Source organism: Neobacillus vireti (genome assembly GCF_036962465.1).
In the GTDB taxonomy this organism is placed as follows: domain Bacteria; phylum Bacillota; class Bacilli; order Bacillales; family Cytobacillaceae; genus Neobacillus; species Neobacillus vireti_B.
The window spans coordinates 11,839-34,511 of record NZ_JBALNF010000056.1; the positions used below are offsets into that span (position 1 = coordinate 11,839).

25 protein-coding genes are annotated in these 22,673 nt (G+C 39.5%); 20 read left to right on the plus strand and 5 right to left on the minus strand.

From position 1 onward, the window contains the following. Positions 1 to 6: 6 nt before the first annotated feature. Genes V7077_RS21285 through V7077_RS21295 form a run of 3 tightly spaced genes read left to right on the plus strand, consistent with a single transcriptional unit; the run spans position 7 to position 2,171 of the window. Positions 7 to 660: a response regulator transcription factor gene (locus tag V7077_RS21285; RefSeq protein WP_335505623.1), complete on the plus strand. Its 654-nt coding sequence runs from the start codon at positions 7 to 9 to the stop codon at positions 658 to 660. Positions 661 to 672: 12 nt separating this feature from the next. Then, positions 673 to 1,140, plus strand: coding sequence for a GAF domain-containing protein (locus V7077_RS21290; RefSeq protein ID WP_335505625.1), 468 nt, complete (start codon positions 673 to 675; stop codon positions 1,138 to 1,140). 2 nt (positions 1,141 to 1,142) lie between these two features. Then, complete coding sequence (locus V7077_RS21295) at positions 1,143 to 2,171, plus strand: PAS domain-containing sensor histidine kinase (RefSeq protein ID WP_335505627.1); 1,029 nt, start codon at positions 1,143 to 1,145, stop codon at positions 2,169 to 2,171. Between the two features lie 51 nt (positions 2,172 to 2,222). On the opposite strand, the gene V7077_RS21300 is transcribed toward V7077_RS21295, so the two are convergent. Then, on the minus strand, positions 2,223 to 3,881 hold the full coding sequence (locus V7077_RS21300; protein WP_335505629.1) for a glutamine--tRNA ligase/YqeY domain fusion protein: 1,659 nt from the start codon (positions 3,879 to 3,881) through the stop codon (positions 2,223 to 2,225). A 228-nt stretch (positions 3,882 to 4,109) separates the two neighbouring features. Here V7077_RS21300 and V7077_RS21305 point away from each other — a divergent pair, with 228 nt between their 5' ends. The 6 genes from V7077_RS21305 to V7077_RS21330 all read left to right on the plus strand — a co-directional run bounded on the left by V7077_RS21305 (position 4,110) and on the right by V7077_RS21330 (position 10,143). Continuing rightward, the gene (locus V7077_RS21305; RefSeq protein WP_335505669.1) at positions 4,110 to 5,090 is read left to right on the plus strand and encodes a Gfo/Idh/MocA family protein; all 981 of its coding nucleotides are present in this window, start codon (positions 4,110 to 4,112) and stop codon (positions 5,088 to 5,090) included. A 129-nt stretch (positions 5,091 to 5,219) separates the two neighbouring features. After that, entirely contained in the window at positions 5,220 to 6,236 is a 1,017-nt protein-coding gene (locus V7077_RS21310) for a 4Fe-4S binding protein (protein ID WP_335505631.1), read from the plus strand. 243 nt (positions 6,237 to 6,479) lie between these two features. After that, entirely contained in the window at positions 6,480 to 7,076 is a 597-nt protein-coding gene (locus tag V7077_RS21315) for a TetR/AcrR family transcriptional regulator (RefSeq protein ID WP_335505633.1), read from the plus strand. Positions 7,077 to 7,185: 109 nt separating this feature from the next. Next, positions 7,186 to 7,551: an SCP2 sterol-binding domain-containing protein gene (locus V7077_RS21320; protein ID WP_335505635.1), complete on the plus strand. Its 366-nt coding sequence runs from the start codon at positions 7,186 to 7,188 to the stop codon at positions 7,549 to 7,551. Positions 7,552 to 7,686: 135 nt separating this feature from the next. Then, complete coding sequence (locus V7077_RS21325) at positions 7,687 to 8,061, plus strand: SCP2 sterol-binding domain-containing protein (RefSeq protein ID WP_335505637.1); 375 nt, start codon at positions 7,687 to 7,689, stop codon at positions 8,059 to 8,061. A 114-nt stretch (positions 8,062 to 8,175) separates the two neighbouring features. Then, positions 8,176 to 10,143 carry a WG repeat-containing protein gene (locus tag V7077_RS21330; RefSeq protein ID WP_335505639.1) on the plus strand — a complete coding sequence of 656 codons (1,968 nt, stop codon included), beginning with the start codon at positions 8,176 to 8,178 and terminating at the stop codon, positions 10,141 to 10,143. A 64-nt stretch (positions 10,144 to 10,207) separates the two neighbouring features. Here the strand turns inward: V7077_RS21330 and V7077_RS21335 are convergent, their stop codons facing one another. Next, positions 10,208 to 10,564, minus strand: coding sequence for a hypothetical protein (locus V7077_RS21335; protein ID WP_335505641.1), 357 nt, complete (start codon positions 10,562 to 10,564; stop codon positions 10,208 to 10,210). 278 nt (positions 10,565 to 10,842) lie between these two features. On the opposite strand from V7077_RS21335, the gene V7077_RS21340 reads away from it, so the two are divergent. The 5 genes from V7077_RS21340 to V7077_RS21360 all read left to right on the plus strand — a co-directional run bounded on the left by V7077_RS21340 (position 10,843) and on the right by V7077_RS21360 (position 15,705). Then, the gene (locus V7077_RS21340) at positions 10,843 to 11,694 is read left to right on the plus strand and encodes an MBL fold metallo-hydrolase (RefSeq protein WP_420489693.1); all 852 of its coding nucleotides are present in this window, start codon (positions 10,843 to 10,845) and stop codon (positions 11,692 to 11,694) included. Positions 11,695 to 11,818: 124 nt separating this feature from the next. Next, on the plus strand, positions 11,819 to 12,118 hold the full coding sequence (locus V7077_RS21345; protein ID WP_335505643.1) for a DUF5658 family protein: 300 nt from the start codon (positions 11,819 to 11,821) through the stop codon (positions 12,116 to 12,118). Positions 12,119 to 12,214: 96 nt separating this feature from the next. Next, positions 12,215 to 13,360 (plus strand): DEAD/DEAH box helicase, encoded by a 1,146-nt coding sequence (locus tag V7077_RS21350; RefSeq protein ID WP_335505646.1) that lies wholly within the window; start codon positions 12,215 to 12,217, stop codon positions 13,358 to 13,360. Positions 13,361 to 14,044: 684 nt separating this feature from the next. Further along, positions 14,045 to 15,514: an amidase family protein gene (locus V7077_RS21355; RefSeq protein ID WP_335505648.1), complete on the plus strand. Its 1,470-nt coding sequence runs from the start codon at positions 14,045 to 14,047 to the stop codon at positions 15,512 to 15,514. A gap of 56 nt (positions 15,515 to 15,570) precedes the next feature. Further along, positions 15,571 to 15,705 (plus strand): hypothetical protein, encoded by a 135-nt coding sequence (locus V7077_RS21360; protein ID WP_275677366.1) that lies wholly within the window; start codon positions 15,571 to 15,573, stop codon positions 15,703 to 15,705. Between the two features lie 177 nt (positions 15,706 to 15,882). Here V7077_RS21360 and V7077_RS21365 read toward each other — a convergent pair whose 3' ends face one another. The 3 genes from V7077_RS21365 to V7077_RS21375 all read right to left on the minus strand — a co-directional run bounded on the left by V7077_RS21365 (position 15,883) and on the right by V7077_RS21375 (position 18,183). Beyond that, positions 15,883 to 17,415 (minus strand): FAD-dependent oxidoreductase, encoded by a 1,533-nt coding sequence (locus tag V7077_RS21365; protein ID WP_335505651.1) that lies wholly within the window; start codon positions 17,413 to 17,415, stop codon positions 15,883 to 15,885. Between the two features lie 155 nt (positions 17,416 to 17,570). Further along, positions 17,571 to 17,717, minus strand: coding sequence for a hypothetical protein (locus tag V7077_RS21370; RefSeq protein ID WP_335505653.1), 147 nt, complete (start codon positions 17,715 to 17,717; stop codon positions 17,571 to 17,573). Positions 17,718 to 17,796: 79 nt separating this feature from the next. Then, positions 17,797 to 18,183, minus strand: a complete 387-nt coding sequence (locus V7077_RS21375) for a DUF1360 domain-containing protein (protein ID WP_335505655.1) — start codon at positions 18,181 to 18,183, stop codon at positions 17,797 to 17,799. Positions 18,184 to 18,294: 111 nt separating this feature from the next. Between V7077_RS21375 and safA the strand changes: the two genes are divergently transcribed. From safA to V7077_RS21405, 6 genes are all read left to right on the plus strand, one after another. Then, positions 18,295 to 18,906, plus strand: a complete 612-nt coding sequence (gene safA, locus V7077_RS21380) for a SafA/ExsA family spore coat assembly protein (protein ID WP_335505657.1) — start codon at positions 18,295 to 18,297, stop codon at positions 18,904 to 18,906. Between the two features lie 154 nt (positions 18,907 to 19,060). After that, on the plus strand, positions 19,061 to 19,408 hold the full coding sequence (locus V7077_RS21385) for a flagellar basal body rod protein (RefSeq protein ID WP_335505659.1): 348 nt from the start codon (positions 19,061 to 19,063) through the stop codon (positions 19,406 to 19,408). A 30-nt stretch (positions 19,409 to 19,438) separates the two neighbouring features. Further along, complete coding sequence (locus V7077_RS21390; protein ID WP_335505661.1) at positions 19,439 to 20,083, plus strand: PspA/IM30 family protein; 645 nt, start codon at positions 19,439 to 19,441, stop codon at positions 20,081 to 20,083. A gap of 126 nt (positions 20,084 to 20,209) precedes the next feature. Further along, the gene (gene liaF, locus V7077_RS21395) at positions 20,210 to 20,944 is read left to right on the plus strand and encodes a cell wall-active antibiotics response protein LiaF (RefSeq protein WP_335505663.1); all 735 of its coding nucleotides are present in this window, start codon (positions 20,210 to 20,212) and stop codon (positions 20,942 to 20,944) included. Next, positions 20,941 to 21,990: a sensor histidine kinase gene (locus V7077_RS21400; protein ID WP_335505665.1), complete on the plus strand. Its 1,050-nt coding sequence runs from the start codon at positions 20,941 to 20,943 to the stop codon at positions 21,988 to 21,990. The genes liaF and V7077_RS21400 overlap by 4 nt, the downstream gene beginning before the upstream one ends. Further along, complete coding sequence (locus tag V7077_RS21405; protein ID WP_215041243.1) at positions 21,983 to 22,615, plus strand: response regulator; 633 nt, start codon at positions 21,983 to 21,985, stop codon at positions 22,613 to 22,615. Before V7077_RS21400 ends, V7077_RS21405 begins: the two co-directional genes overlap by 8 nt. Positions 22,616 to 22,673: the final 58 nt, after the last annotated feature.

Genomic DNA, 22,673 nt, shown 5'->3' on the forward strand with positions numbered 1-22,673 from the left:
TTATCATTGATAAAAATTCTGTTAGTTGATGATCATGCAGTTGTCAGAAGCGGTTTGAAGATGTTATTGAATACCAATCCAGAAATGGAAGTAATCGGAGAAGCATCGGAAGGAAATGAAGGGATTAAAAAGACCTTAAAATTAAAACCTGATGTTGTTGTTATGGATTTAAGCATGCCGCATGGAAAAGACGGCTTATCAGCCACAACAGAACTAAAAAAACTCATGCCTGAGGTAAATATTCTAATTTTAACGATGCATGACGACGAGGAGTACCTTTTCCGTGCCATCGAAGGCGGGGCATCTGGCTGTATTTTAAAAAGTGCGCCTCATGCTGAGTTAATGTCTGCAATAGAATCAGTGGCGAGAGGGGATGCCTATCTCCATCCTGCCGCACAGAAACGATTAATGGAAGAATATTTAGCGGGGGCTAAACAAGATAGTGATGATTTGTACCATCTTTTGTCTGACCGTGAACAAGAAGTGCTTACCCTTATAGCAAAAGGGTATTCCAACAAGGAAATTGCAGAGCAGCTCGTTATTAGTGTCAAAACGGTTGAAACCCATAAAGGAAAAGTGATGGAGAAGCTGCAAATGAAAACCCGGCCAGAGCTGGTAGAGTATGCCGTGAAAAAAGGTCTCTTAGGTTATGGGATATAAGGGGAGCACGGGATGACTGAAATACAAGAAATAAAAGCAGTTATTGACGTATGTGACCAATTAAAGCAACAGGTTGGCTGTGATTTTGTCGGCCTTGCCATCCAAAATAGAGTGGGTCCGAACGTAAAATGGCATTATGCTGTGGGCAATTTAAACGATAAATATAAACGGATATCTGTCCGCTTTGGGAAAGGTATAGCCGGGAAGATTATTTCAACAGGAGTTTCGATGATGATGGTAAACTTTCCTCATCAGGCAGCAGGAAAAGTTACGGACTATCCAATTGCTCTTGCTGAAAAGCTGAACACATGCTATGCGGTCCCTTTATTTTTTAATGGTATACCAAAAGGGGTCTTACTGGTTGGTAATCGCGAAAATCGATCGTTTAGCGATTCAGATCAAGAATGGGTAAATAATTCGGGTCAGGCTTTAGAGGATCTATTAAGGGATTATCTTGGATTTAATCAGGGGGATAGCTAGAGATGGATATGCAGCAGGCGAGAAACGAACTGATGGATTATAAATTTGCCCTTGATGAATCTTCGATAGTCGCCATTACCGATTCGCGAGGGACGATTACATATGTGAATGATCAATTTTGTCATATCTCAAAATACGCTCGGGATGAGCTCATCGGCCATGATCATCGGATTGTCAATTCAGGCTATCATACTAAAGATTTTTTTAAAGAGATGTGGAGAACAATCGGAGCGGGCAAGGTTTGGAAGGGCGAAATTTTAAATAGAGCTAAAGATGGGACTCATTATTGGGTAGATACTACCATTGTTCCGTTTTTAAACCAGCAAGGACGACCCTATCAATATGTTGCCATTCGGTATGAGGTTACCGAAAGAAAGCGTGTTGAACAAGAGCTTCAACAAATGATGAGCTCCATTATTGATGTTCAGGAAGAAGAACGGAAGCGTCTGTCACGTAATTTACATGATGGAATTGGACAAAATCTCTATAGTCATTTAATTACTATTAATCGCTTAATGTCAGAAGTCGATCATCCACTGTTACAGCAGATGCAGGAAGAAGCGGCACAATTAATTGAAGAGATTCGGGAAATCTCGTGGGAACTGCGTCCTTCTGTGTTAGATGACCTTGGCTTAGTCCCGGCTATTCGGTCTTTTTTATCTCGTTATTCCGACCATTATAATATCGATGTCTATTTTGATTGTGTGTTAAACCAACGTCTATCGATTAGTATTGAACTGACCATATACAGGATTATTCAAGAAGCTTTAACGAATATACGGAAATATGCGGAGGTAACGGAAGCAGCCGTCACAATAAGAGAAATGGATGATATGGTCCGAGTTATGGTTGAGGATAAGGGGAAAGGGTTTGAAATAGATAAACAGACCCTTGGAGTCGGTCTGTTCAGTATGGATGAACGGGCACGCTCTGTCGGTGGTGAGTTGTCTATTGTCGCGTCACCGGGGAAAGGCACAAAAGTGATTTTAGATATACCAATATCAAATGACAAAGAACCAGGCTTTCAATAAGCCTGGTTCTTTTGTCGTATAATAAGAAGTTTATAAGTTGTATTTACGCTGTTATAGCTTAAATGAACTCTTAAGAGAGACGATTCTGTTAAAAACAAGCTTATCAACGGTCGTATCCTTAGGGTCAACGTTGAAATAGCCGTGGCGGAAGAACTGGAATTTATCCTGGGGTCTGCTTTCTCTCATGTTTGGTTCAACATAGCCCTGAAGAACTTCCAAAGAATTTGGATTGACATGATCAAGGAAAGTTGTTTTCCCCTCATCACTGTTTTCGTCTGTATGATCCAATATAAGCGGCTCGTATAAACGGAATTCCGCTGGAACAGAATGGGTTGCTTCTACCCAATGAATGGTTCCTTTGACTTTTCTGCCAGTAAAGCCCGTTCCACTCTTGGTTACTGGGTCATAAGTACAACGAAGCTCTACAACCTCACCATTTGCATCCTTGATCACTTCTTCGCATTTAATGAAATAGGCATGTTTTAAACGAACTTCATTGCCTGGGAAGAGGCGGAAATATTTCTTTGGCGGATTTTCCATGAAATCATCTTTTTCAATATATATTTCACGAGAAAACGGAATCTTCCGCATCCCCATATCCGGATTTTCTGGATTTATCTCTGCATCAAGTAATTCTATTTGGCCTTCTGGGTAATTAGTTATTACCACTTTTAAAGGGTTAATAATCCCCATAGTCCTTGGAACCTTTAATTTTAAATCCTCTCGTACATAGTGTTCGAGCATTTGGGAATCGACCGCACCGGAACCTTTGTGAACACCGGTTTCCTTCACGAAAGAACGGATGGATTCCGGAGTAAATCCTTTTCTTCTCATTCCGGAAATAGTCGGCATGCGCGGATCATCCCAGCCATCGACAAATCCTTCTTCTACTAACTGCTTAAGCTTTCGCTTGCTCATCACCGTATTGGTCACATTCAAACGGCCAAACTCAATTTGTTGTGGTGTGTTTTCCATCTCACATTGTTCGACCACCCAATTGTATAAAGGGCGTTGATCTTCAAATTCAATCGTGCAAATAGAATGGGTTACCCCTTCAATCGCATCCTCAAGCGGATGGGCAAAAGCATACATTGGATAAATGCACCATTTGTCGCCAGTATTATGGTGTGTCACATGAGAAATACGGTAAATAACAGGGTCACGTAAATTGATATTCGGTGAACTCATGTCAATTTTCGCCCGGAGTACCTTTTGTCCATTATCGAATTCACCTGCGCGCATCTTTTTAAATAGCTCAAGGTTTTCTTCAATGGAACGGTCACGATAAGGACTATTCTTTCCCGGCTCTGTTAACGTACCGCGATACTCACGGATTTCTTCTGCTGACAAGTCATCCACATATGCAAGGCCTTTTTCAATTAATAGGACAGCCCGGTTGTACATTTCCTCAAAATAATCGGAAGCAAAGAATAAGTTATCCCATTCAAATCCAAGCCATTTCACATCTTCTTTAATGGAGTTTACAAACTCGATATCCTCCTTTAACGGATTGGTATCATCAAAACGTAAGTTAGTTAGTCCATTAAATTCATCAGCTAAACCGAAGTTTATAATGATTGATTTAGCGTGTCCAATATGTAAATAGCCGTTTGGCTCTGGTGGGAATCGTGTCACAATTTTTTGGTGTTTACCTGATTCCAAATCTTTTATCATCGTATCTTTTATGAAATTGGATGTTTGATTTTCCACCTTTTCAACCTCTTTTCATCAGTGTCTGCTATGGCCTCAAGTCAAGGCCCTGCACTTTTCTTCATATCTATTACATATAACATAAAATCTGATATTTTTCCATTGTTCCCAACAATTGATGTTCGAAACAGATAGAATATGGAAAATTACATGTTTATATTGGTAAGGAGGGCTTAAAAAGGATAAAATGGTAGCTAAAAGTAATCGAGAGGAAGAGGTAATAAAATGATTAAGTTTGCTACAGTGGGGACTGGATGGATTACGGAAGCTTTTATTGAAGCAGCAAAACTTAGTGAACGGTATGAATTAACTGGAGTGTATTCACGAAACGAGGAAAAAGCGAAACAGCTCGCAAGTCAATATAACGCTTCTCACTATTTTACTGATTTAGAAGAAATGGCAAAAAATGAAGAAATCGAGGCTGTGTATATTGCATCGCCAAATTCACTTCATTTCGAGCAGGCCCTTATTTTTTTGAAAAATAAAAAGCATGTGATCTGCGAAAAACCAATTTTCTCTAATACGGCGGAATTGGAAAAAGCTTACCAAACAGCGGAAGAACATGGTGTCTATTTATTTGAGGCCATCCGAAATATACATACTCCAAATTTTAAAATCCTCAAGGAAAAACTGCATATGGCAGGAGAACTTAGAAGTGCGATTCTTCCCTATATGAAATACTCCTCCCGCTATGATCAATTTCTTGAAGGGCAGGAACCTAATATTTTCTCAAGCGTCTATTCCGGCGGGGCACTGGTTGATTTAGGGGTTTATCCTTTGTACTTAGCTGTCTGTCTCTTCGGCGAACCTAAAAAGGTTTCGTACCATCCTGTTGTATTGCGAAGCGGTGTTGACGGAAGTGGTACATTACTTTTAAACTATGGAGGATTTGTTTGTACCATCCTTTGTTCTAAAATCGTCGATTCGATTATTCCATGTGAAATCCATGGGGAGAAGGGAACGTTTGTGCTTGAAGATGCGGCACCAATTTCAGAAATTAAGTTCCATGATACACGTTCAAAGGAAATCGAAATCCTAAGTGTGGACCAGGAAGAACAAAACATGGTTTATGAATGTATGAATATCGCGAATATAATGGAAACAAATAATCATGAAGAATATAAGCAATTAAGAGAATGGAGTAAAATCGTCCTACGGATTACCGAGGAGGCAAGAAAGCAGAATCATATTGTGTTTAAGGCGGACTAATTCATTTTTGACAAATTTAAGAATGGCAATGTGACATTTTTTCGACATAAAGGAATCGGATGATTTATATCACTTACCTCCAAAAAAGCGTTCATTATAGTTAGGGTAATAATGAATGGAGGAACCTTTATGAAGTCAAAAGCTTGGTATAAGAAGCAATTGAAACGTAAGCCCGTGCAAATCACCAGATATGCGATACAGGCTGTGTTCTTACTGTTTTCGCTCTATATAGGACTGCAATTTTATCAATTTTACGATCATTTTGTAACAAATGGAAAAACACCTTTTGTGGAGCGCCCGGCTGCTGTCGAGGGATTTTTGCCAATAAGTGCCCTCGTTGCCCTAAAGGTTTGGCTGACAAGCGGGGATTTTGATGTGATTCATCCGGCTGGTCTTGTTTTACTTTCGTTTTTTGTCGGAGCAGGAATTCTTCTCCGTAAATCCTTTTGCAGCTGGATTTGTCCAGTGGGTACAGCCAATGAACTGATTGCCTGGTTCGGCAGAAAGATATTTAAACGAAACTTTGATATGCCAAAATGGCTTGTCTGGCTGTTAACCCCGATTAAGTATGTTCTGTTGTTATTTTTTATCGGTATGGTCCTTCAAATGGATATTTTTAGTGCCAAAAGTTTTCTGGTTGATAACTATAATAAAGTTTCAGATGTGAAGATGCTGCTCTTATTCTTAAACATTAGTGGATTTACCTTAAAGTTCATTATTGTTATTTTTATTTTATCTTTATTCTTTCGAAACTTCTGGTGCCGTTTTTTATGCCCGTATGGTGCATTCATTGGCCTGGGTTCCATTTTTAGATTGACAAAAATAGAACGGAATGTTGATACCTGTACCAACTGTGAAATGTGTACGAAGGTATGCCCGCAGCGATTAAAGGTTCATGAGGTGGAAAAGGTTACCTCGCTGAATTGCTCTGCCTGCATGTCATGTGTGGAGGCTTGTCCGATTAAAGATACTTTAAACATGACAGTTGCAAAGAAAAAGGTAAATAAATGGTTTGTTCCGATGACGTTCTTTGTTTTATTCTTCGTCGTAATCGGGGTTGCGAAAATGACCGGCCACTGGAATACTATTATTACGTACAGTGAATGGAAGCAATTAATCCCGGAAGCCCGATATATTGGTCATTAAATTGATTCTTTTCGTAAATAGTCTTTGAAAAATAGGCAGCCAGCCAGAGGTGGCTGTTTATTTTTATATCTGTATATTGCCGGTCAGCCTGTTCTCTTTTAAAATTAGGCTGTGTTAAAGGTTATAGTTGAATTTAAGCCCGTTGATTGGAGCGAAGCCGCCTGGCGCAGAAATCAACATTAAGATTAACACAGCCAAAATTAAAAGAATACGTTGCCGTACTAATTGGATTGGACTGATAGGATGTTATTTTTAAATGAAATGCCAAAAGAAGCGAGAGACAAAATTCTTTATGCAGGTTTATTACGGTTCACAACAGATGGATACAAAGATACCTCTGTGCTAGAGATTGTTGAAATGGCGCGGGTCTCGAAAACAACCTTTTATCAAAACTTTTCTAGTAAAGAGGAGTTAATGGCTGAGCTCTTACGTGTAATTGCAGAGGAAATCCTCGATGCAGTTAGGTGTTCAACTGATCAAGAGGAGCGAAATGCCTATAAGGCATATGCAGGAATACTCCGCTACATAGAAATATGTTTTGCTGATATCAAGGCAGCGAATTTAATGTTAGTTGAATCTGTTGGTGTGTCCCAAGAGATTGAAAAAGTAAGAAGTGAAGTGCATCGCCGTTTTGCCAGGCTTATTTTTCAAACCGTACAAGGACAACTGCCCGAAACTGTCTCAGAGACGGAAATGCATATTGTATCCCTGGCAATGGTAGGTGCCATCAACGAAGTAGTGGTCCAACATTATAATCAGCCAGCCGCTGTTGAGTATGATGTGCTAGCTCGTCTGCTTAATCGTATTGTTATCAGTGCTTTTGTACATTTAGGTAATTAATTCCGCTTTTTGGTGAAAAGTTCAGAAAACTTTCACTGTAAAATACCAATACGTATTAGTATCATGGAATTATAGAAAAGCCTGGTTTTGATCATAAGGAGGAGTCTAAGTGGCTAAAGCAATTAGAGATTATTCGTTACCTGAATTAATGGAGCGGATTGAAGAAATTTTTAATGCAAATCCTGAACCAATTAAAGGTTTTAACGGAGTAGTTCAATATGATGTTCACGGTGAAGAGACAGGCACATACCAGCATTTTTTCAAAGATGGGACATTAACCATTAAAGAAGGGGTTGAAGCCGCTCCGGATGTTTCAATGGCCTTATCGTATGATAATTTTAAGAAATTTGTATTAGGTAAACAAAGTGGGGCCGTTGCTCTATTAACTGGAAAGGTGAAAGCCAAGGGTGATATAGCAAAGGGCATGAAAATAGAAACGATTCTTCGAAGATACAATATTAAAGAACCTTTTTAATCATCGAAAGAGATAAGCGGCATTTCGCCGAATTTGTCTCTTTTTTGCAGAAAAAAGGGAAAAAATGTGATTGCGTGATACGGATACGTACTAGTATCATAAAACCAAGGGAAAGCAGGTGACTTAAAAAAAGGAGTGTTGTCTTTGTCAAAAACAATAGAAGATTATTCTTTACAGGATTTAATGAAGCTGATCGAAGAAATCTTAAATAAGAATCCAATTCCAATCCAAGAAGTTACGGCCATTTATCAATTTGATATTCATGGAGAGGAAGAGGAATCCTGCCAGCTTCATTTTCAGGATGGCAGAGCTGCAGTAAGTAAGGACATGAATGCAGCTGCAGATTGTACCTTAAAAATGTCTTTAGCCAATTTCCGCCTATTTTTGTTAGGAAAGCTGAATGGAACGATGGCATTCATGACAGGTAAATTGAAAATCCAAGGAGATATCGGCAAAGCACTTAAAATCGAAAGCATTCTCCGACAGTACAATGTGAAGGAACATATATAAGAGAGAACCTTAAATAGTGCACTTTCAAAAGTGTGCTATTTAATTTGAAAAAATCATCATCACACACACCGCCTAACTCGTTCATATATATAGTAAAAAAATGGGTGAGAAACCATGGTGGGATCTAATCGAGAAGTTCGTCTTGTGATGACTTATCTCCCAGCTGGAGCAGAAATTGAATATCTAAACAATCAGGCCATTCTTAGCTGGGAAGATTTAGATGGGGACGGAATAAATGAAGTCTTTGGCCTATATCGGTATCATGAACAGTCCTATTTATTTGTTTTAAAGCATAGGTATGAATCTTATTTAGCCTATTTTCCAGTTTCAAAATTAGTCGAGGAAAGGGCTATTCGAATCCTTAATGAACTTTTTGAAACTAGAGCTGTTTATTTATATCCTGCCTCGATAAGAGGAATTGGCGGATACAAGTGGGGATATATCAATGCAAGGGGCAAATTTATTCTACCTCCAATTTACGACCATGCTGCAGATTTTCAAGACAATGGTTTAGCAGTGATCAGACTTTTAGATAAGTCAGGCATTATCGACGAAAAAGGATATTTTATTGTGAAGCCCAAATATGATACAATCCAGCCGTTTTCGGAAGGACGTTCGGTGGTTAATGACCGTCAAGGTTTTAAGGTTATCGACGAAAGTGGTAAAGAGGTTACTGAAAAAGCTTACTCTTTGGTCAATTCCGAATATAAGGAGGGGCGTGTAGGAGCTGTAGAAATAGACGGAGACGGAAATTATCTATATGGGTACTTAAACAAACAGGGGAAAGTGGTTATTCCCGCAACCTATGAATCGGCCAGTGAATTTATAGAGGGTAGAGCCGTTGTAAAATCTAAAGGAGAACAGTACCAATTAATTGATCTTACGGGAAACGTCTTGCATACCTACCCCTATGCATGGGTAGGAAATTATGGTCAAGGTCTTCTTTCTTTTAAGAAAAATAACGATGGATTATATGGCTATATCGATGTTCACGGTAATATCGTTATTGAGCCTAAGTATACAACAGCGGGACGATTTATAGACGGGCGTGCCATTGTCAGTCTGGAAGGTAATCGGAAGGAACTCTATGGATTAATTGATCAAAACGGACAATTTGTTATGAAAGCCAATTACAATCAAATATTATATATTGGAGAAAAGCGGTTTGCCATAGGGAAGGAGATCGACCCGAAACATGTTTGTATGCGATCTATTTTTGCCTTGGCTGACCATGCAGGACATGTTTTGACGGGATTTATTTTTCATGAAATGGGGAACTTTAAGGACGGACTAGCGTCTGTCTCAGATGATCAGCATACCTATTTTATCGATAGACAAGGAAATCGAATCGATCACTTGCCATACGTAAGCGGAAACGGGAGGCTTAGCATTGAAAAAACCCTTATAAAAGGTGAGATTGATCAGCGCCTCATCTACTTTAATCAAAAAAATGAGTTGGTTTGGAAACAAGCATCCATCTATCCATTAACAAACCAAAATGCTGTTGTGGAGCATAAATATAAGCCTAATTTTGATTATCTCGTTTATTACCCTGAAATAAAGGGAGTGAAAAATGCAGGCCAAGTAAACGATACCTTAAGGGCAATGGCTGGGGTAAAACCAGTACCTGTTACGCCATTAGAGTCTAATTACACAGGCGATTTTGCGATAAGTTTTTTTAAGAAAAATCTAATCGTGATTGAGATAACCGGTTATGATTATCCATTTTGTGCGGCTCACGGAATGCCGCTAAAAAAATATGCCCATATAAACCTTAAAACGGGTCGATTGTATCAGTTAGCAGATCTGTTTAAATCAGGAAGCCCATATGTAAAAGTGATTAGTGATTTAATTGAAGATCAAATCAAAAGTAATTCCCAATACTCATACCTCTTTCCAGGTGAATACCATGGGGTCCAAGCGAATCAGCCGTTTTATATAAGTGAAGCAGGAGTAAATATCTACTTTCAACCTTATGAGATTGCTCCTTATGCAGCTGGCTTTCCCACTTTTACTATACCGTTTCATGAACTGAAAGAATTGCTTGATCGTAATGGTGAATTTTGGCTGGCCTTTCATTAAGAATAAAAATAAAAAAAGCGTATACCTTCTGGTTAAACGCTTTTTTGTGTTTTATGAATATCTTCTAAGAAAGCTTCCTCCTAAAACCAAACCAGTAGCCGCCAAGGACCATCATAAGGAAAAGACAAACAGTTGCAGGAACAACGTAGTCTTTAAATGAAGGCTGAGTACTCTGGTTTTTTTTCATAAGCAAAACCGCATTTCCTGTCTGATTCTTGGTGTTTTTTGAGTCTGTTGTCTGGATATTTGAATGTTTATTTGAGCTGGTCACCACAGTTAATGTTGAATGATTATGAAATGAATCTGTCGGTACAGAATTCGATGAAGGAGAAGATTTTTCTAAATGTGTATAGGCAAAACCAGCTGTTCCACATAAAAAGAACAGTAACGATGCAAAAAGTGCAATTCTGCTAAACATCATAATCAACTCCGATATATTGTTTTCCTGATGTTCATTTTATCATCAATTGCACTGTTTAAATCCAATTAGCGCCAATGTTCACAAACCTTTCAATTTTCATCTCGATGAAGAAGAGTAAGATTTGCTAATTAAATATAGAGGTAGGATAGAATTACTATGAATAAATGTTCTTTATTAAATACAAAAACGTTTGTTATAATGTGGGTGTCAGGATACATGTAGAAACTCTCATAAAATGACTTACTGAGTTACATAATATTCAAAAAGGGGGTGTTTGCTTGAATCAGACTCAGGATAGTAAATTTGAGGATTCATTTCTTCCAATGTCATCGATTGGAAGCGGGATTGGCGTCGCTGTTTTACCAGATATATATTGCTATACTGACCAAATTGTTAATCTAGTTTTGATAGGAAATCCTGAAGAGACAACCGATTTTGTGCTGATTGACACTGGGATGCCAAAGTCCGCTGGGCAAATTAAGGATATGATTCAGGAGCGGTTTGGCGAAAATGCCATCCCGAAAGCGATAATCCTGACGCATGGACATTTTGATCATGTTGGGTCTATTGCCGATCTTTTAGAGGATTGGAAAATCCCTGTATATGCACATGAGAAGGAGATTCCTTATTTAACGGGAAAAGAGAATTACCCACCTGGAGATCCAAATGTAGACAGCGGGCTTGTTGCAAAGATGTCCACGATGTTCCCTAACCATGGGATTGATATTAGTGCGCATGTTCAGCCGCTTCCTGGTGATGGAACGGTCCCATGCATGCCAGAGGGGTGGGAATGGATTCATACACCTGGACATACACCGGGCCATATCTCATTATTCCGAGAAAACGATAGAACCCTAATTGCCGGAGATGCCTTTGTGACGGTAAAGCAGGAATCACTTTATAAAGTGATTACACAAACGCAGGAAATAAGCGGCCCGCCTCGATATTTTACGACTGATTGGGATGCGGCCTATCAGTCTGTGAAGAAATTGGCGGCTTTAAAACCGCAAGTTGCTGTGACGGGGCATGGGATTCCAATGAGTGGGGAAGTGCTATCACAGAACCTCATGTATTTAGTAGAGCATTTTAATGAAGTAGCTAAACCGGCAAGCGGGAAATACGTTAATTAAGGGATTACATGGGTTGCTTTAACCAGCAGCCTTTTATTCCGGATTTTTTGTTCTTAATAAAGAATGTATTGCTGGGTTAATATTTAGAAAGAATGGTCTTGAAGAGGGAATTTAAGGAGGAATTATGAAACCATGTATCTTTTTATTCACTGCAGGTTTGTTAGATGCAATCTTGACACATGTTGGAATCTCGTTGGGGTTTATTGAAGAGGGTAACCCGATGATGAGAGAAATTATTGATGAGGGCTGGTCCTATTTTTACTTAATTAAAATATTTCTTCCAATGGTACTGATTTTTTTATTTTATCTTAAACCCTTTCAAGGAATCATTCGAAAGCTGCTTATTTCAACATGTGTCCTTTATTTATCTGTCCTAGCCTACCATATGGTCTGGGTTATCCTATACCTCAATACTCCGACATAATCCAAACTAGACACCTACTGAATTATGAGATAGTATCAATACGATATCGATTAACAAATAATAAACGTAAAATGATATAGATAGAAGGAGTACAAAATGTTAAACACCTTACACCCCTTTTTACAGGAAGCATGGCAAAAATCAGGATTTCAAGCACCAACCTCGATTCAGGAGTCAGCGGTTCCGCTCATCCTTGAAGGAAAAGATGTAATTGCGGAGTCGCCCACAGGAACGGGGAAGACTTTGGCTTATTTACTTCCATTGTTACATAAAATCGACATTAAGGCCTCTTCCTTACAGGCAGTTGTTTTAGCCTCTTCACAAGAGCTTGTCATGCAGGTTTATCAAGAATTTCAAAAGTGGTCAGAAGGAAGCGGGATAAAAGGTACTTCCATTATTGGCGGTGCCAATCCAAAACGTCAGCTGGAAAAATTAAAGAAACGCCCGCAGGTTATTTTTGCTACGCCAGGAAGGTTACTAGAGCTAATCAAGCAAAAAAAGGTAAAAATGCACGAAGTAAAGATGGTGGTTCTTGATGAGGGGGACCAGCTGCTCATTCCGGAGCATTTGCAGACGGTACAGCAGATTGTCAAATCGACTATGGGTGACCGACAAGTCGTATTATTTTCGGCCACAATGAAACAAGTGACAGAAAAGTTAGCTAAAGAATTGACCAATGAACCTGAAGTATTACGGATTGAAAAAGATGAAATGGCTTCTTCTGGTGAAGTGGAACATATCTACCTTTTGTGTGAGCAAAGGGATAAAATTAAACTCCTTGAAAAAATAGCCCGCTTAGAGAAAAGCAAATCGCTAGCCTTTATTAATGATATTGGAGAGATTCAAGTAGTTAAAGAAAAGTTGTTATTTAAAGAGTTATCAATTGGTATTCTTCATAGTGACATGAAAAAACTCGAACGCCAAGCAGCATTAAAGGATTTCCGAGATGGAAAAATGAAAATGCTGATTGCAACGGATATTGCGGCCAGAGGTCTGGACATTCAAGGCGTCAGCCATGTCGTACAAATTGATTTCCCTAAGGATATTACTCAGTATGTACACAGAGCTGGGAGAACGGGAAGAATGGGGGCAAACGGAACGGTAATATCGCTTGTTACTGAGCGTGAAGAACGCGAGCTGAAGCGTTTTTGCCGGGAATTACAAATTCCGCTCCATAAAAGAGTATTTTATCAAGGAAGAATCGTGGCGGAAGAACAAAGACAGCAAAAGCTTAAACGGTAAGAGGAAAGCAGTGGTGTATTCCTAAGTAGTTAGTTTTAAGGTGGAAAAATTAAATTTCAACTGTATTTTTTAGTCCAATTCGCAATAGAATTGGACTATTCCTATTTGTTGATATATCAAGGTTTGTATGGAATTATAGCTAAATTAGCAATGAAAATGGCATATAAATTAGTATTTTGGACAATAGTTATTGGTCATATGTTATTTTGATGCGGCAAACGTATTGGTGATTTCCAAGTTATATTTAAAATTAGGTGGATGATAAGTAATTTTAACTCCCGCTTGCTGCTTAAAAGAACAGACGGGCAAAAGTCTCTGAAGTAGGGCAGCTTTGATCAGTCGTGTCCGAAGACGAGGCATCTTCGGACAGCAGATGGCTAAATTACGTCAGTCGTGTCCGAAGACGAGGCATCTTCGGACAGCAGATGGCTAAATTAAGTCAGTCGTGTCCGAAGACGAGGCATCTTCGGACACAGATGGCTAAATTCCTTCAGTTCTGTCCGAAGTCAGGAAATCTTCTTAAAAATAAGTTTTCCGCCAAGCGTTTTTTTGCTAATTCACTTGCTAAAATTAATTTTCTAATCGATAACTGAACTACCTAGGTGTATCCACTGCTAATTTTTATAAAAAAAGGATTCTTAATGAGTTCACTTGAATTATTTATGTGATATGAGGAGGGAAACTATGCAAAAACCAAAATTGAAAAAACTATTTGATGAGTGGATTGAGGAGGCCTCAATCAGTGCGATGCAAGAAAAATTAACAACTGGTGAGCTTACTTCTAAAGAGCTTGTTTTGCTGTATTTAAAGAGAATTTCTATTTTTGATAAAACGATTCATTCTATCCTGGAGATAAATCCAGATGCCTTACATATTGCAGAGGCTCTTGACGCGGAACGGAAGAAAACTGGACCACGCAGCCAACTGCACGGTATACCGATTTTAATCAAAGATAATATCGATACACATGACAAAATGCATACAAGTGCAGGTTCATTGGCCTTAAAGGACTCGATTGCGTTGGCGGATTCGGCAGTAGCGGAACAATTGCGTCAGGCAGGGGCTATTATTTTAGGGAAAACTAATATGACAGAATGGGCCAACTTTATGGCTTACGGTATGAAAAGCGGTTATAGCTCAAGAGGAGGGCAGGTCTTAAATCCGTATGGACCTGGAAAATTTGACGTTGGTGGTTCAAGTTCAGGTTCGGGAGCAGCGATTGCCGCTAATTTTGCTGCTGCGGCAGTCGGGACGGAAACATCCGGTTCGATTTTAAACCCTGCCTGCCAGAATTCACTAGTGGGGATTAAACCAACGGTGGGTTTAATCAGCAGAAGAGGAATTATCCCAATCGCACATACCCAGGATACGGCAGGACCAATGGCGAGGACGGTTGAAGACGCTGTTATTTTATTAACAGCTTTATGTGGAGTGGATGACCGCGACCCCATCACGAAAACCAACCCATTAATAGGGACAGACTTTACGGAATTTTTGCGAAAGGATGGTCTTAAAGGGAAAAGAGTCGGCATCGCAACAGAAGGTTTTATCGAGCTTCTAGATAAAAATAAGGCGGAAGTCGTTAAAACAGCATTGGATGTATTAAGAAAGTCAGAAGCTGAAGTAGTTGAGAATATCTCCATTCCTTCAGTCAAGGCCGAGTGGAAGTATGATGTTTTAACCTATGAGTTTAAGCCAGACCTAAATGCTTATTTAAGTAAGCTTCATCCGTCGATTCCAATCAGAACGCTTGCAGATCTAATTGCCTTTAATAATCAAAATGACGAACAAATGCTTAAGTATGGACAGGCTGTACTCATTGAATCAGAGGCAACAAGCGGGTCACTAACCGAACAAGCTTACATTGATGCATTAGAGTTTGATCTTTATCATTCCACCGAGCAAGGGATAGATGATGCGTTTAAAAATAATCACTTAGATGTGCTGATTATTCCAAGTGACGAAGGCTCGCATATTAGTGCTAAGGCGGGCTACCCAACCATAACAGTACCGATTGGTTACACTCAAGATGGAGAACCTGTTGGCCTTTCGTTTGCTGGAACGGCTTTTAGTGAACCGGTATTAATTGAAATTGCCTATGCATTTGAACAAATCACCGGTCATCGAAAACCACCAGTTTTAGGTAAGGAATAGGGGGAATCTGATTCAACCATACTATAAATGATTTTCTTACAAAAGGAGATGGTAGTGTGGGAAGACAGAAACTTGGTAACGCCAATGCCCAGCGTAATAATAATCGGAAAAAGGGTATGAAGGATAGTGCAGAGTTAGTGGAATTTACAACCGGAGAAGAATTAAAACGGAATCGTCCGAATAGCAAATAAATAAGAAAAACGCCTCCTTCGTACGTCGTACGGAAGGGGGCGTTTTTGGATGTTTAGTGAAGAATTGTTCATATATCACTAAATATCTGCTTATTTGTTAATATCCTTTAAACTTTTGTTACTATATCGATTTTTTTGTTAATATCAGACGGTTTTTGTTACTATAACGCAAATCAGCTATTCTCCTTGAAGCAGTTCTAACGGCTTTTTAGTTGGCCCCTCAATCACATCACCAGCATAAGAATATCGGGAGCCATGACATGGGCAGTCCCAGGATTTTTCGGCACGATTCCATTCGCATTCACAGCCGAGATGGGTACAGGTGGTATCGACAATATAGAGTTTTCCCTTGTCATCCTTATAGGCACCAGCTCTTTTTCCACGGTATGTAACAACCGAACCTTCACCTGCCTGTAAATCTTCCGGCACCTTTTCAACGACTTCAAGCTTCCCCTTAAGCAAGTGTTTAGCCACATCCACATTCGTTGAAATGACTTCCTTTAAATCAGGATCCGCATGGAAGCGTGATGGTCTATATAACTCAGCATATGGACTTGTACAGCCGACAATATAATCTTTTAAAATATGCCCTGCCAGAATCCCGGTGGTCATTCCCCATTTTTTATAACCGGTGGCTATTAAAACATTTTTTCGATCTTCCGTATAGGCGCCGATGTATGGCATTTTATCCAAGGTCACATTATCTTGAGCAGACCAGCGGTATTGGTATTCTTTTATGCCAAAAACTTCTTCTGTGAACGCCTGCAGCTCTTCAAAGTGCTTTAATGTGTCAACGCCCTGACCTGTTTTGTGGTTTTCACCGCCAATAATTAACAAATTCTCTCCATTATCAAGCGGAGTATAACGAATCGAACGGGAGGGGCTGTCAGCGCTGATGTACATGCCGCCAGGATATTCTTGTTTCGTTTTGACCCCGATTGCATAAGAACGATCAGCATACATCCTTGCAAAATAAAGGCCCGGTTTATCATAAAAAGGAAAATGCGATGCAATAATTACCTGCTTAGCCGTCACTCTTTGGCCATTCTTTGTAATCACCTTTGGCTCTGAAAAATCGTCCTCTATATCATCAGCAACGGTATTCTCATAAACAGAACAGCCTGCTTGAACTGCTTCATCCAAAAGGGCCTTTAAAAATTTTAAGGGATGATACTGAGCCTGATTACTCATCATTAGTGCCGCTTTAACAGGAATATTAAATGGAATTGAATCTTTTAAAGCTCCAGCAATATCAAGATCCTTGTAAGCCTCCCATTCGGTTTTAAGCTTACTCGCATACTCATCCGTGGTGGCATATACATAAGCATCCTGCTTACTAAAGTCGCAGTTAATGCCTTTCTCGTTCACGGTATTTTCCACAAATTGAACCGCCATCATCATTGATTCATAATATAATCTAGCCTTTTCCTTTCCAAGATGATTAATAAACTCATCATAAATAAGGGCGTGCTGAGCGGTTAATTTGGCTGTTGTGTGCCCGGTCGTTCCGTTTAAGATACCGCCTGCTTCAAGAAGGGCTACTTTCTTTCCCTCCTTTGTTAAGAGGTAGGCGGCTGTAATCCCTGTAATCCCAGCACCCACAATGGCTACATCCACATTGATATCTTGATCTAAAGACTTAAATGCAGGAAGTTCGATTTCACGCCAATATGTCCGAGGAAACTTTTGGGTGTTTTCAGATGAACTCATATGTATTCCTCCACTTCCACTTTAAATTAACCACATGTTTAATTTTTCCTAAAAAGAAAAAATCATGTAAGGTAGGAATTTTATTTTACTTTCTTCTAAAAAAAGAAAACTCGCCTATTTGGCGAGCCCATAGTTCGTATTTTTAATGAGAGTGGCTACATAGATTCTTGATCAGAATTCATTTTATCAATCCGGTTGGGGTCGTCTGTATCCAGTCCTTGCCGTAAGAAATAAATAAAAGTTCCACCTGCAATGCCAAGACAAAGGACAAAAGCGATGGTCGTAATCCACCAAATTGCCATAGGAAATCCCCCTTTAGATATGCCTAGCGTGAAGCTTATCTAAATATATGCGCAGGGGCTCGTAATTTTTCCACTTGTCTTATGTTTTGTTTCTATCCTGTTTATGAAGTTCAGAGTAGTAATCGACCTTTTTTATGTTCACTCCGACAAAGGTTTCGATAATTGATTGGCCGCCTGCTATAGAGAGAATTAATATAATGACATAGGTGACTTTAGGGAATAGCAAGTAGGCGCCGCCTACTAAAAAAGCGCTCCATACGCCGGCACACCAATAACATTTTAATAAGTAACCAAACAGTGAAGTAGGAACTTCCTTTGTTGTGGTTCCCTCGCTCGTTTCTACCTTGACCTTTTTTACAAATGGTCTGCGGATAAATTCGGTAATTTTATCAAAAACAATCAAATGGGTTAATCGATAGCTTGCTAAAATTAACATGATATAAGTCATCCCAGAAATGTCTGCCACTTTTTTAGTCCTCCATAGACGGTTTGTTGGTGTGTTATTACGAGAAAGTTTTTTCGCTGCTTGTATATTTTGAGCCTGAAATCAAAATTATATATCGAGGAGGCGAATAAAATGAAAAAATCTTTTTGGTTCAGTTTTCTGTTTTTACTCTCTCTTTTCTGCATTCCAAGTGTTTCGTTTGCCCAACAAATATACACGGTTCAGTCAGGTGACTCACTCTGGAAAATCGCTGTCAGGTATCAAGTTGGAATAAGTGAGATTATTTCAGCAAACCCGCAATTTAAAAATCCTAACTTGATTTATCCTGGTCAAAAGGTAAACATTCCTGATTTAGGTGGAGTAAAATCAATTGAAAACCAAGTGATTCAGCTTACAAATCAGGAGCGTGCAAAGAATGGGCTGCCAGCCATGACGGCCGATTGGGAATTGTCACGGGTTGCACGCTATAAAGCGATGGACATGAGAGACAAAAATTATTTTAGTCATACAAGTCCAACGTATGGAAGTCCTTTTACGATGATGAAGAATTTTGGCATTACGTATCGCTCTGCGGCGGAAAATATTGCTGCCGGCCAAATGACACCACAATCGGTCGTACAATCATGGATGAATAGCTCAGGTCACCGTGCCAATATTCTTAGCTCCAACACTAGAATTGGGGTTGGTTACGCTAAGGGCGGTTCCTATGGTTACTACTGGGTTCAGATGTTTATATCTAAATAATCTACAGTCAAGGGTCAGGTTCTTAAAGCTTATGCTTAAGAGGCTGACCTTTTCTACGTCTTAAGACCGATACAAAAATCAAGCTTAGGCGCAATTTTAGGAGCAGTGAAAAATAGGTAAGATGAAAATAAGAAAAGAAAGGAGTGAAACAAAGATGAAAAAATTTGGTTTACTTTTAGCCGGAGGGATTGCCGCAGTCATTCTGTTGTCAACGATTGGTCCAATGGTGGGATTACTTGTAAGTGTGGTTCTTCTGTATTTTATCTTTAAGCAATTCTTAAAGACAAAATCGATTGGCGGCCGAATCGGGCTTGGAATTATTGGTTTTATCGTCCTGATGGCATCTCTTCACAACGCCCCGGCGATTATTGGTGCTGCAGCGGCTTACGTTTTATATCTTGTTTATAAAAAGTGGAACAAAAGGACGGCTAACGAAATAAACGCAGCTGATGATCCATTTATTAATTTTGAAAAACAGTGGAACGAATTGAAGAATTACTAAAAATTCTAATTTATAAGGAGAGAATGAACAATGACAAACTTATTTACAAGGATTAAACATACGATTACCGCAGATTTACATGAGGCGCTCGACCAGAAGGAAAATAAAAACCCAATTGCTATGCTGAACCAATATCTTCGCGAATGTGAGCAGGAAACAGATAAGGTAAGAAAACTGATAGAGCGTCAATCTACTTTAAAGGATGAATTTACGAGAGAATACCATCAGGCTGAGGAGTTAGCCAATAAAAGAAAGCACCAGGCAGACATTGCTGCAAAAGCGGGGGATACAGAGCTAGCTGACTTTGCATCGACTGAGTATCAGCAATATCATGACAGGTCAAACCGTATTAAGGCAACACTTGACCAAGTTACTGGACAGCTCGGTGATCTAGAAAGAAAATACGAAGAAATGAAGCATAAATTAAAAGATATGCATTTGCGCAGGATGGAATTGATGGGCCGTGAGAATGTAACTCGAGCAAATCTGCGAATGAACCAAGTGCTGGATGCCCATATTTATTCCGATCAATCCTACTCAAAATTTAAGGAAATTGAAAACTATCTCGACCGTCTCGAACATCAAGTCAACAGCTCTTATTACCGCAATACGATCGATGCGAGGATTGCCCAACTAGAAAAAGAAATGAAATTAGAAGAAAGCAAGTCCATTTAGTAAAAAAAATGGTATTCTATAAGAAAAGCGTAAGCATTTTCTAGAGAGAAGTGCTGGTCGGTAAAAGGCGTAGTGTAACTGCGCCTTTTACCTGTAAAAATCCTGCATAAAAAGGGAGGGTGGCCAATGTTTAAAAATACAAAAAGCGAGTATCTTAGCTGGCTTGTGATTATCGGGATTGTAATTCTGCTCTTAGAGATCCTTTTTTTTAACAGAGGGCTGATATTCTCTCTTTTTATTGCAGGCGGAATGATGTATTTAGGCCGCAGGAAAGCTGGTAAAAAACTAGGGAAAATACTCTTTATAATGGGGATCATTTTCTTTGTTTTAAGCATCGTCAATATGATAACGTTTAAGTTTTTATTATTAGCCATACTATTGCACTTTTTCATTCAATATATCAATACAAAAAAGCAGGCTAGAAAAATAAGACCTGATATCGGTCCCGCAGAACCAGCCCAATCCGAAGAGACATTGATTAGTTCGGAACCATTGTTCAGTAATATTCTCGTTGGACAGCAAAAGACACCACTAGGTGTTTACGAGTGGGATGATGTGAACATTCAAACGGGGATTGGCGATACCGTTATTGACCTTAGTTATACGATGCTGCCAAAGGGAGAAGCCGTTATTTTTATCCGAAATATCATTGGAAATATCCATATTCTGGTTCCGTACGAAATGGAGATAAGCATTCACCATTCTGGTGTCGTGGGCTCGGCTAAAGTATTTGGCCATGATCGAGATAAAATATTCAATCAAGTTTTTCACCTAAAAACCTCTGGTTATGAAACTGCAGAGACCAAGGTAAAAATTGTTACCTCACTTGTGGTCGGGAATTTAGAGGTGAGCCGGATATGAGTTCAACCCAGCGGCAAATGATCTGGCATATATCGGTTTGCTTTCTTATTGCGTTCGTCATTGGAGCGGTTTTAATTTATGTATTTCCATTGGGAAACTGGTCGGAGTTATGGTCGAGACAATTCATGAATATACCGGTTGTCATTTTTGTTCCTGTCTTTAGTATTGCAATCGGAATATTCTTAGGCGGGTTTTCAGGCCTATTTTGGCGTAAACAATTACTAGCAGTTGAACATTCATTGCATCAACTGGAAGAAGGAATACAAATTGAAGTGCAAGAGAAGCCCTCTGTGTCAGAAATACAAGCCATTGCTAAAAGAATTGAGAACGTTGGCAGGCAAATGTCTGAGCAGGCAAAGCTGTCACAGCGGCTTGCTACAGAAAAGGTAGAGGGACAGGAAGAAAGAATTCAGCAAATCATTGAACAGGAGCGGAATCGCCTGGCCAGAGAATTACATGACTCCGTCAGCCAGCAATTATTTGCTGCCTCGATGATGATGTCAGCCATCAACGAAACAAAAGACCAATCTGAAGATGACCGGGAAGCGAAGCAATTAAAGCTCGTTGAGGAAATGATTCATCAATCACAATTAGAGATGCGGGCTCTTTTATTACATTTACGCCCGGCTGCGTTAAAGAATAAATCGCTTCAAGAAGGAATTGAGGAGCTGTTAATCGAACTATCTCAAAAGGTGACAATGGATATTAACTGGAAAGTTGAAAATTTCCCCTTAGATAAAGGGGTTGAAGATCATCTGTTTCGAATCCTGCAGGAGTCTGTATCTAATACCCTTAGGCACTCAAAAGCCAGTAAATTTGAGGTTTTATTAGTAAAACGGGATGACCTTGTTATTCTTAGGATTGTTGATGATGGAATCGGCTTCGAAGTGAATGAAATGAAAGCTGGATCTTATGGCATGCAAAACATGCACGAACGGGCAGTAGAAATAGGCGGTACACTAAAAGTGGTCAGTGTTAAAAATAAAGGAACAAGGCTGGAAGTGAAGGTTCCGGTGATAATTAATGGAGATGGTGTGAATGATTAGAGTAGTGTTTGTCGACGACCATGAGATGGTTAGAATTGGGGTTTCTTCGTACCTTTCAGCTCAGCCGGACATTGAAGTGGTAGGTGAAGCTGATAATGGCAAAAAAGGGGTAGAACTTGCCTTGTCACTTCGCCCTGATATTATTTTAATGGACCTCGTAATGAAGGAAATGGATGGAATTGAAGCAACCCGGCAAATTATTGAGCAATGGCCTGAGGCTAAGGTTATTATCGTGACTAGTTTCTTGGATGATGAGAAGGTTTATCCTGCGCTTGAAGCCGGGGCGACCAGCTATATGCTGAAGACCTCTAAGGCCAGTGAAATTGCTAACGCTGTCCGTGCTACCTATCACGGGCAATCGGTCCTTGAGCCTGAAGTGACTGGAAAAATGATGGTCAAAATGCGTCAAAAAACTACTCATCTGCCACATGAAGAACTAACGACCCGGGAGCTGGAAATCCTTCTGTTAATGGCTGAGGGGAAAACAAATCAGGATATTGCAGATGAATTATATATCGCCCTGAAAACCGTAAAAACACATGTCAGTAATATCTTAAGCAAATTAAATGTTCAGGACCGTACCCAAGCGGTTATCTACGCTTTTAAGCATTCCTTAATTAAATAAACGATCAAACCTCCTAACAGTTGATGGGAGGTTTTTTAATTTTTGGCTGTGTTAATCT